Source organism: Halalkalibacterium halodurans, assembly GCF_004376175.1.
In the GTDB taxonomy this organism is placed as follows: domain Bacteria; phylum Bacillota; class Bacilli; order Bacillales; family Bacillaceae_D; genus Halalkalibacterium; species Halalkalibacterium halodurans.
On sequence record NZ_SNUY01000067.1, the window covers coordinates 16,048 to 23,700 of the forward strand.

At 45.2% G+C, this 7,653-nt stretch carries 8 protein-coding genes; all 8 read right to left on the reverse strand.

The window, feature by feature from the left end:
• Nucleotides 1-152: 152 nt before the first annotated feature.
• Nucleotides 153-962 carry an RNA polymerase sigma-70 factor gene (locus E2L07_RS17165; protein ID WP_134230171.1) on the reverse strand — a complete coding sequence of 270 codons (810 nt, stop codon included), beginning with the start codon at nt 960-962 and terminating at the stop codon, nt 153-155.
• Nucleotides 963-966: 4 nt separating this feature from the next.
• On the reverse strand, nt 967-2,244 hold the full coding sequence (locus E2L07_RS17170; protein WP_233443876.1) for a phytoene desaturase family protein: 1,278 nt from the start codon (nt 2,242-2,244) through the stop codon (nt 967-969).
• Nucleotides 2,245-2,556: 312 nt separating this feature from the next.
• Nucleotides 2,557-3,036, reverse strand: coding sequence for a GyrI-like domain-containing protein (locus E2L07_RS17175; protein ID WP_053432429.1), 480 nt, complete (start codon nt 3,034-3,036; stop codon nt 2,557-2,559).
• Between the two features lie 129 nt (nt 3,037-3,165).
• Entirely contained in the window at nt 3,166-3,414 is a 249-nt protein-coding gene (locus tag E2L07_RS17180) for a hypothetical protein (protein ID WP_053432428.1), read from the reverse strand.
• A 92-nt stretch (nt 3,415-3,506) separates the two neighbouring features.
• Nucleotides 3,507-4,937 carry an Asp-tRNA(Asn)/Glu-tRNA(Gln) amidotransferase subunit GatB gene (gene gatB, locus E2L07_RS17185; protein WP_053432427.1) on the reverse strand — a complete coding sequence of 477 codons (1,431 nt, stop codon included), beginning with the start codon at nt 4,935-4,937 and terminating at the stop codon, nt 3,507-3,509.
• 13 nt (nt 4,938-4,950) lie between these two features.
• Nucleotides 4,951-6,408: an Asp-tRNA(Asn)/Glu-tRNA(Gln) amidotransferase subunit GatA gene (gene gatA / locus E2L07_RS17190; RefSeq protein ID WP_010896842.1), complete on the reverse strand. Its 1,458-nt coding sequence runs from the start codon at nt 6,406-6,408 to the stop codon at nt 4,951-4,953.
• Nucleotides 6,409-6,426: 18 nt separating this feature from the next.
• Entirely contained in the window at nt 6,427-6,717 is a 291-nt protein-coding gene (gatC, locus tag E2L07_RS17195) for an Asp-tRNA(Asn)/Glu-tRNA(Gln) amidotransferase subunit GatC (RefSeq protein ID WP_010896841.1), read from the reverse strand.
• Between the two features lie 188 nt (nt 6,718-6,905).
• Nucleotides 6,906-7,653: UPF0236 family transposase-like protein (locus E2L07_RS17200; RefSeq protein ID WP_208401999.1), on the reverse strand; the 748-nt coding region annotated here is incomplete at its 5' end.

Below are 7,653 nucleotides of genomic sequence, written 5' to 3' on the forward strand. Positions count from 1 at the left end.
CTTTCCTAAAGCCGCCTAGTCAATTTTTAAAAAAATAATGGCAATAGGTTTCTTTGTCATGCACATTTTTGAAAATACAATGAAAATAATGAGTGTGCAGGCCATTCCAATCCAATTTCCAGTAATTTTGGTTCATTTCACCCGGAAAATTGTTATTTATTCCGAGACTCTATATAAAAGCAAATGACGTTGTATAGCTCACTGTCAGCATAACTAATGAGTGCTGGTTGGCCGTTCACGTTTTTTACTTCTACATAAAAATCATTCGGTCGCTTTTTGGCAATTCCAAATAGAAAAGCCGCCACATGGTCTTTCGTGTAGATCGGTCGGAGGGCAGCTCGTACCTTACCCCCACCATCCGTATAAAGTGTCACATGGTCAGAGAGCAACTCTAATAAATCGCCTTGATCCTCCGTTTGGAACGAGTGAATAAAGCGATCCACGACCGAGCGGTTATTTTCATAATGGAGACTCTCCCCCTTTACGGCCGAAAGTTTTTCCTTCGCGCGGCTATAGAGCTTACGACAGTTGTCTTCTTTCTTTTCCATCATGGAGGCAATTTCTCTATAAGAAAAGGTGAATACTTCTCGCAACAGGAACACGGCTCGCTCATGTGGAGTTAAATGCTCCATCATCCGCAAATACGCCATGCTCAGCCCCTCCTTTTGTAAAATCGCTTCACTCGGATCATCGCTTGTTATTAGAAGGGGTTCCGGCAGCCATGGGCCGACGTATTGCTCCCGCTTTCTCCTAGCTGATTTTAATACGTCTAGGCAGCGATTCGTCATCATTTTGCACAAGTACGCTTTTTTATTGTTGATTTCCCGCTCTTCCGCTTGGTAAGCACGCAAAAACGTTTCCTGTACAAGGTCCTCCGCATCGGTTACAGATCCGAGGAGACGATAGCCTAAAGAAAACAACAACGGCTTCAGCTGCTCGTAGTCTTCATTGCTAATTTGCACGTGATCACCTTTCTTTCTCGGTTATTTCAAGCGCGACTCGTTTACCGCTACTTACTGCTGCATCGGCTAATACCGAATCAGGGGACGCCCAATCTCCTGCCAAATATAGACCAGACACACTCGTTTCTAGCTGTGTCAGCTCCTTTTCATCACCCACTTGTGGCAAACGATGATTGACAGTAATGTGGGGTAAGCATCGTCTCGTGATCAAATGCGAGCGCCAGCCTGGTTGCACTCGCTCTAGAAATTGCTCCAGCTCCGCCTTCACCTCATCCCGATCAATAAGTTCATCTGGATGGCTGTATTTGAAGACGTGTAACACCACACTCTCTCTCGTTTTCGAAAGCTTCGCGTAGTTGGAATGGACCGAATAATAAAGCGGCTGATCGGTACCGAGAGCAAACAGTCGCTTCGGATTCGGTAACGTTGTCAACGCTACATCGAGGGCGGCTCCAGTTACAGGCCTCAGGCGATCAAAAAAGGTTGGTTCCAGCGTCTCTCCTTGCAACATGTCAGGAAGCTCCTTCGGATTGGCCGTATAAACGACCTTTTTGCTCGTGATCGCTTCTCCGTTTGCAAGAGTGAGCGTAAACAGACGATCCTTTTCAGCCACGATTTGTTTGACTTGCGCCTGAGTTCGAATGTGAACTCCAGCCACTACCGCTTGATTATGCAATTGATCAATCATCGACTGCCAACCGCCATCTAAATAGAGAACGCCACCGGTAGATGCCTTTAAATGGGCAACAACCACCTTAGCACTTACATATTCAGGGGCGTGACAATAAGTGGACAGTCTTGCAAGAGTGTAAACAAGTGACTGCACCTTTCGTGATGTTGTGTTGCGCATAAGCCATTGCTGAAACGTTTCCTCATCATCAATTGATTCCAATCGAATGGTTGGTAGCTTCGCCATAAACGCCAGCCATTCCTTCCGTTCTCGCCAATTTAAAAACGTCGTCGTCGCAATTCCGATAGGTGAGAACGGAGCGATATGATCTTTATCCCCTTCGATGAGGAGACCGCCTAACTTTGGCGAATTCCCTTGTATCATGACTCCTAGCTCATCCAAGATTGGCTTTGCTTTTCCTTGCTTATAGAGAGCGTGGGGGCCTAAATTAAAATAGTGCTCCTTTATCACGTCGGTCCTTGCCCTTCCCCCCACTCGTTTTCCTTTCTCCACGAGTAAAACCGACACGTTCGCCTTCGCTAAAAAAAGGGCGGCTACATACCCTGCTAACCCACCACCTACAATGACAACATCCCAATGTTTCGTCATCATGAAAACCTCCTTTTGTTCTTTCACTACTCATGACGACAAAAGGAGGTGGTTTGTGACAAATGATTTTAAAAAATGAATAATGTTGTCTTAAAAACGTAGCGACTAGAAGGAGGCGGGTTGTTATTTAATAGACAAATAACCACTTTACAGTATTATTGTATAAGACAGCTTTTACGTATTTTAGATGAGGTTGAATCACCAGCTCAAGCATCTCTAGATTAATACTTTCTATATTTAAACCTAAAAAACTGCGATCCACCCTTTAAACCACTATAAAAAAGAGAGCGGGAATCGCTCTCTCCTTGGATTCTATTAAACCACCGAAATGTAAATATCAACTTGCCCATTTTGCGGATCCTGTGCTCGCTCATCATACACTTCAAAATCAGCTATGAACGCCCGTTTATTCGGATTTGCTTTCGACCACTCCCAAATTTCTTGCCATGCTTCCATGACGACCTGATCCATCGGTCCCTTCCGGCTCGTAAACTTTACGTATGTCGCTTCAGGGACGGTCACTTTCGATAAGCCTTCAGGTGCCTCCGCTTCATCTTGTACCTTCGCTCCAATGGCAAAAGTGTACTCGCCTGTTTCATCCGATTCATAGTCTGTATACAAGGCGATGATCGCTTCCTCTTTTTGCTGCGGAATTCGATCTACAAACGGCTCTTTGTAGAACGCATCCCATTGTGACGAGATCACACCTTCCCCTTTCATTTCGGCTTCATTCGTCGTTCGTGCCGTACGACCAATAAAGGAAAACCCGCTTAACACTGCTTGCTCCTTTGTCATTTGACTAACTCCCTCCCGCATGAATTGTATAGGAAGACTTTATGATCATGACATTCTAAGCTGTTTTATGAAAATCCTACCACTTATCATCGTAAAGAAAGGGGAAGTTAATTTCAAGATTTCTTTCAGTCAAGGTTGACCAATCATGTCAACATCGCCAATGATCGGTAAGCCATAATAAACCATATTTAAAATGGCAGCCATTAATCCTAACACGAAAATAAACGCTGCCATCTTTAAGAGCGTTGTCTTCGGTTTTTTTCGAATCCGATAAATACCGATAATGGCACCTACGATTGCAACAACTGGGAAGAAAAAAGAGACAGGTGTTAAAAAAGCAAAAATCACCACGAGCAAACTGCTAATAAAAAAGAACATACTAGACTTTCTACCACCTTTTTCATTTGTCTCAATAAGAAAGCTGTCACCGTGAAGTCATACAAATGACCTTAGATGACAGCCTCCCTACGTTAGCGTTTGTTGATTTCTTCTAGCAATAGCTTGTTGACCATTGGCGGATTCGCTTTTCCTTTTGTCGCTTTCATGATTTGACCGACAAGGAAGCCAATTGCACGGTCTTTTCCGTTTTTGAAATCATCGATTGATTGCTGGTTGTTATCGAGTACTTCAACAACATACTTGCGTAGCTCGCCTTCGTCCGAAATTTGCACAAGCCCTTTTGCTTTGACAATCTCCTCTGGATCGCCGCCTTTTTCAATTAAATCTTTAAACACTTTTTTCGCGATTTTTGAGGAAATGGTTCCTTTTTCAATCAATTGAATCATTTTTGCCAGTCCGTCAGGTGTCAGTGCCACTTCATCTAGCTCTTTTTGCTCAGCATTTAAGTAGCCCGAAACCTCTCCCATTAGCCAGTTTGACGCAAGCTTCGGATCGGCACCTTTCATGATCGTCTCTTCAAAGAAATCGGACATCTCTTTCGTTAACGTAAGCACCATCGCGTCATATGCTGGTAGTCCAAGCTCCTCCACATACCGCTTCTTCCGTGCATCTGGCAGTTCAGGAATTTCAGAGCGGATGCGCGCTTTCCATTCATCATCAATATGAAGGGCCACTAAGTCTGGCTCAGGGAAGTAACGATAGTCATCAGAGCCTTCCTTGACCCGCATGAGCACTGTTTTATTAGCAGCTTCGTCATAACGACGCGTCTCTTGTAAAATCTCTCCACCAGAGAGAAGCACTTGCGCCTGCCGTTTTTCTTCGTATTCCAAGCCTTTGCGCACAAAGTTGAATGAATTTAAGTTTTTAAGCTCTGTTTTCGTTCCGAATTCTTCTTGACCAACCGGACGTAAGGAAATGTTCGCATCACAACGGAGCGAGCCTTCCTCCATCTTACAATCGGAAACACCTGTATATTGAATGATCGATTTAAGCTTTTCTAAGTACGCATACGCCTCTTGTGGCGTGCGGATATCCGGCTCTGAGACGATCTCAATAAGTGGAGTCCCTTGGCGGTTAAAGTCAACGAGTGAATAGCCGTTGCCACTATGGGTTAGTTTCCCTGCATCCTCTTCTAAATGCAGGCGCGTAATGCCGATTTTCTTTTTCGTTCCATCTACTTCAATTTCAATCCAACCATTTTCACCGATCGGCTTGTCAAACTGAGAAATTTGGTACGCCTTCGGATTGTCTGGATAGAAGTAGTTTTTCCGGTCAAATTTCGTATCGGTCGCAACCTCACAGTTAAGCGCCATCGCAGCCTTCATCGCAAACTCCACCGCTGCTTTATTCAAGACAGGCAAGACACCTGGATAGCCTAAATCAATGACACTCGTGTTGGCGTTCGGCTCTGCACCGAAATGGTTCGGGCTAGCCGAGAAAATTTTAGATTCCGTTTTTAATTCTACGTGGACTTCAAGTCCAATCACCGTTTCAAAGTTCATCTGCTTTCACCCCTTACAGCGTTGGTCGCTTCGTATGATAGTCCGTTGCTTGTTCAAAGGCATGAGCCACTCGGTACACGCTACCTTCATCAAAATGCTTTCCGATGATTTGTAAGCCTAGCGGCAAGCCATTGTCAAATCCACACGGCACCGAAATTGCAGGAACACCTGCAAGGTTGACCGGGATCGTTAAAATGTCGTTTGCGTACATCGTTAATGGATCATCGGTTTTCTCACCAATTTTAAACGCTGGGGTCGGCGTCGTCGGTCCAATGATCACATCGTATTGCTCGAACACCTTTTCAAAGTCTTGTTTGATGAGTGTGCGCACTTGTTGCGCCTTTTTGTAATACGCATCATAGTAACCAGAGCTAAGCGCGAACGTACCGAGCATAATCCGGCGCTTCACCTCGTCACCGAATCCTTCTGCACGTGTTTGCTTGTACATGTCCAGTAAGTTATCAGCATTGTCGCTGCGGAAACCGTAACGAACACCATCAAATCGGGCAAGGTTAGCGGAAGCCTCTGAAGACGCCAATAAATAGTAGGTCGCTAGCGCATACTTTGAATGAGGAAGAGACACTTCTTCCCATGTCGCCCCTAGACCTTCCAGCACTTTTAATGCGTCTAAAACCGATTGCTTCACTTCTTCCTTTACACCTTCGCCAAGGTACTCTTTCGGAACAGCGATCTTAAGTCCTTTAATGTCACCCGTAAGAGCGGATAAATAGTCAGGCACGTCCAAGTTCGCAGACGTGGAATCCATTGGGTCATGTCCAGAAATCGCTTGAAGGAGATACGCGTTATCTTCAACATTACGCGTAATCGGTCCAATTTGATCAAGGGACGACGCAAAAGCAACAAGACCATACCGCGATACGCGGCCATACGTCGGCTTTAATCCGACAACTCCGCAGTATGCCGCGGGTTGACGGATCGAGCCACCTGTATCCGAGCCGAGAGTGAATGGCACTTCGCCAGCCGCTACAGCCGCAGCGGAACCCCCGCTCGAGCCACCAGGAACATACTCAAGATTCCAAGGGTTTTTCGTTTTTTGGAAGGCGGAGTTTTCCGTGGAAGAACCCATAGCAAACTCGTCCATATTTAACTTTCCAATCGTAACTGCTTGAGCCTCGCGCAATTTATGTACGACCGTTGCATCGTAAATTGGATCAAAATTCCCTAAAATGCGACTAGAGCACGTCGTGCGTAAATTTTTCGTCACAATGTTATCCTTAACGCCAATAGGAATCCCGAACAGCAATCCCCTTGCTTCGGAGCGATCGAGAGCGGCATCCAATTCTTTTGCGTAAGCACGCGCCTTTTCTTCATTTAACGCCAAAAAGGCTTCCACTTGCCCATCGACTTGCTCGATTCGCTTGTACGCCTCATCCACAAGGTCAGAAACAGAAATCTCTTTTTCGTGTAGCTTTGTATGTACATCTTTTAATTTTAAATCGAATAGCGACATGAAGCTCGTTCCCCCCAACTATTCCAAGACTGATGGTACACGAATTTGTCCATCTTCATGGTCCGGTGCATTTTTTAGTACGTCTTCCACTGGTAAGCCTTTTTCTGGCTTGTCCTCACGTAAAACATTTTTCATATCGAGCACGTGTGAGGTTGGCTCAACCCCTTCTGTATCTAGCTCATTAAGCTGCTCAGCAAACTGAATGATGTCTCCTAATTGTTCAGTAAACAGCTTCGCTTCTTCTTCCGTAATCGCCAAACGGGCTAAATGAGCCACATGCTTGACTTGTTCCATCGAAATTCGTGACACGTCCCACACCTCCGGAGAATTTTCGTACGGTCTACAATATTCTCATGATACCAAATTCGCCGCATACAGGCAACAAACGCCAATGGACAGATTGTGTCAACCTTTTGTGGGAGGAGTATTTTCCATCCTCATGAGTGTAAGCGAATTTATGAATTTATGGTTCTCCTCTGTCTAGAATCTTATGGTTTTTAAAAGCCTTTCAAGTCTTTCAGTGCTCGATACACTGGAATATTCGCTCTTTGTTTGAGATACATGACGTTGTTACGTGTCGCTTCGCCAATTGTACTTTCTACCTTCTCCACAAAATACTTTGGAGGACGTTCTTCTTTTGGTTCTGTCCATTTTTCAACGCGACCAATCAGTGTTTTGAGCGGAATTTTATCCATCAACGCAACCATCGCTGTCATCATGGCACTAGCACCTTTTTCAACCCAACTTCGTCCATTTTTTAGACGCTTCGCAAAGACACTCATCGTTCCCTCGGCACTTCCCATTGGACGGAACCCTGTCGGATCAATTCCTTGATCTTTCAGCCATTCTCTATAATCTCCCAATGCTTCAGGGTATTGCTCAAGCTGATGAATCAGCGCCTCTAAACGCTCTTCTTTCGCTTCTGTCTCAAGCGTTCCCACTGCACTGTTTAGCTCTATCATGAGGGTTTCTCCATCGTACTTTGCGAGGGCTTTCTGCATAGCCCGATAACGCCGATGACCTTTGAACAATCTTCTAATATCACGTGCTACATGGAAACGATCAATCGTAAAGAAGGCTCGCCCTTGAAAATAATCTCGACAACTGGTGATCCAGGTGGCTCCATCCCCATTAATGACCAGTCGATGCACCGCAGGGTCGTAGTCAAACGTCTCCATGAGAAAAGTCTCAAGCCCCTCCCAAAACGGTTCTTTCCCTCGATGAACATAATGTCGCTTTTCTTTT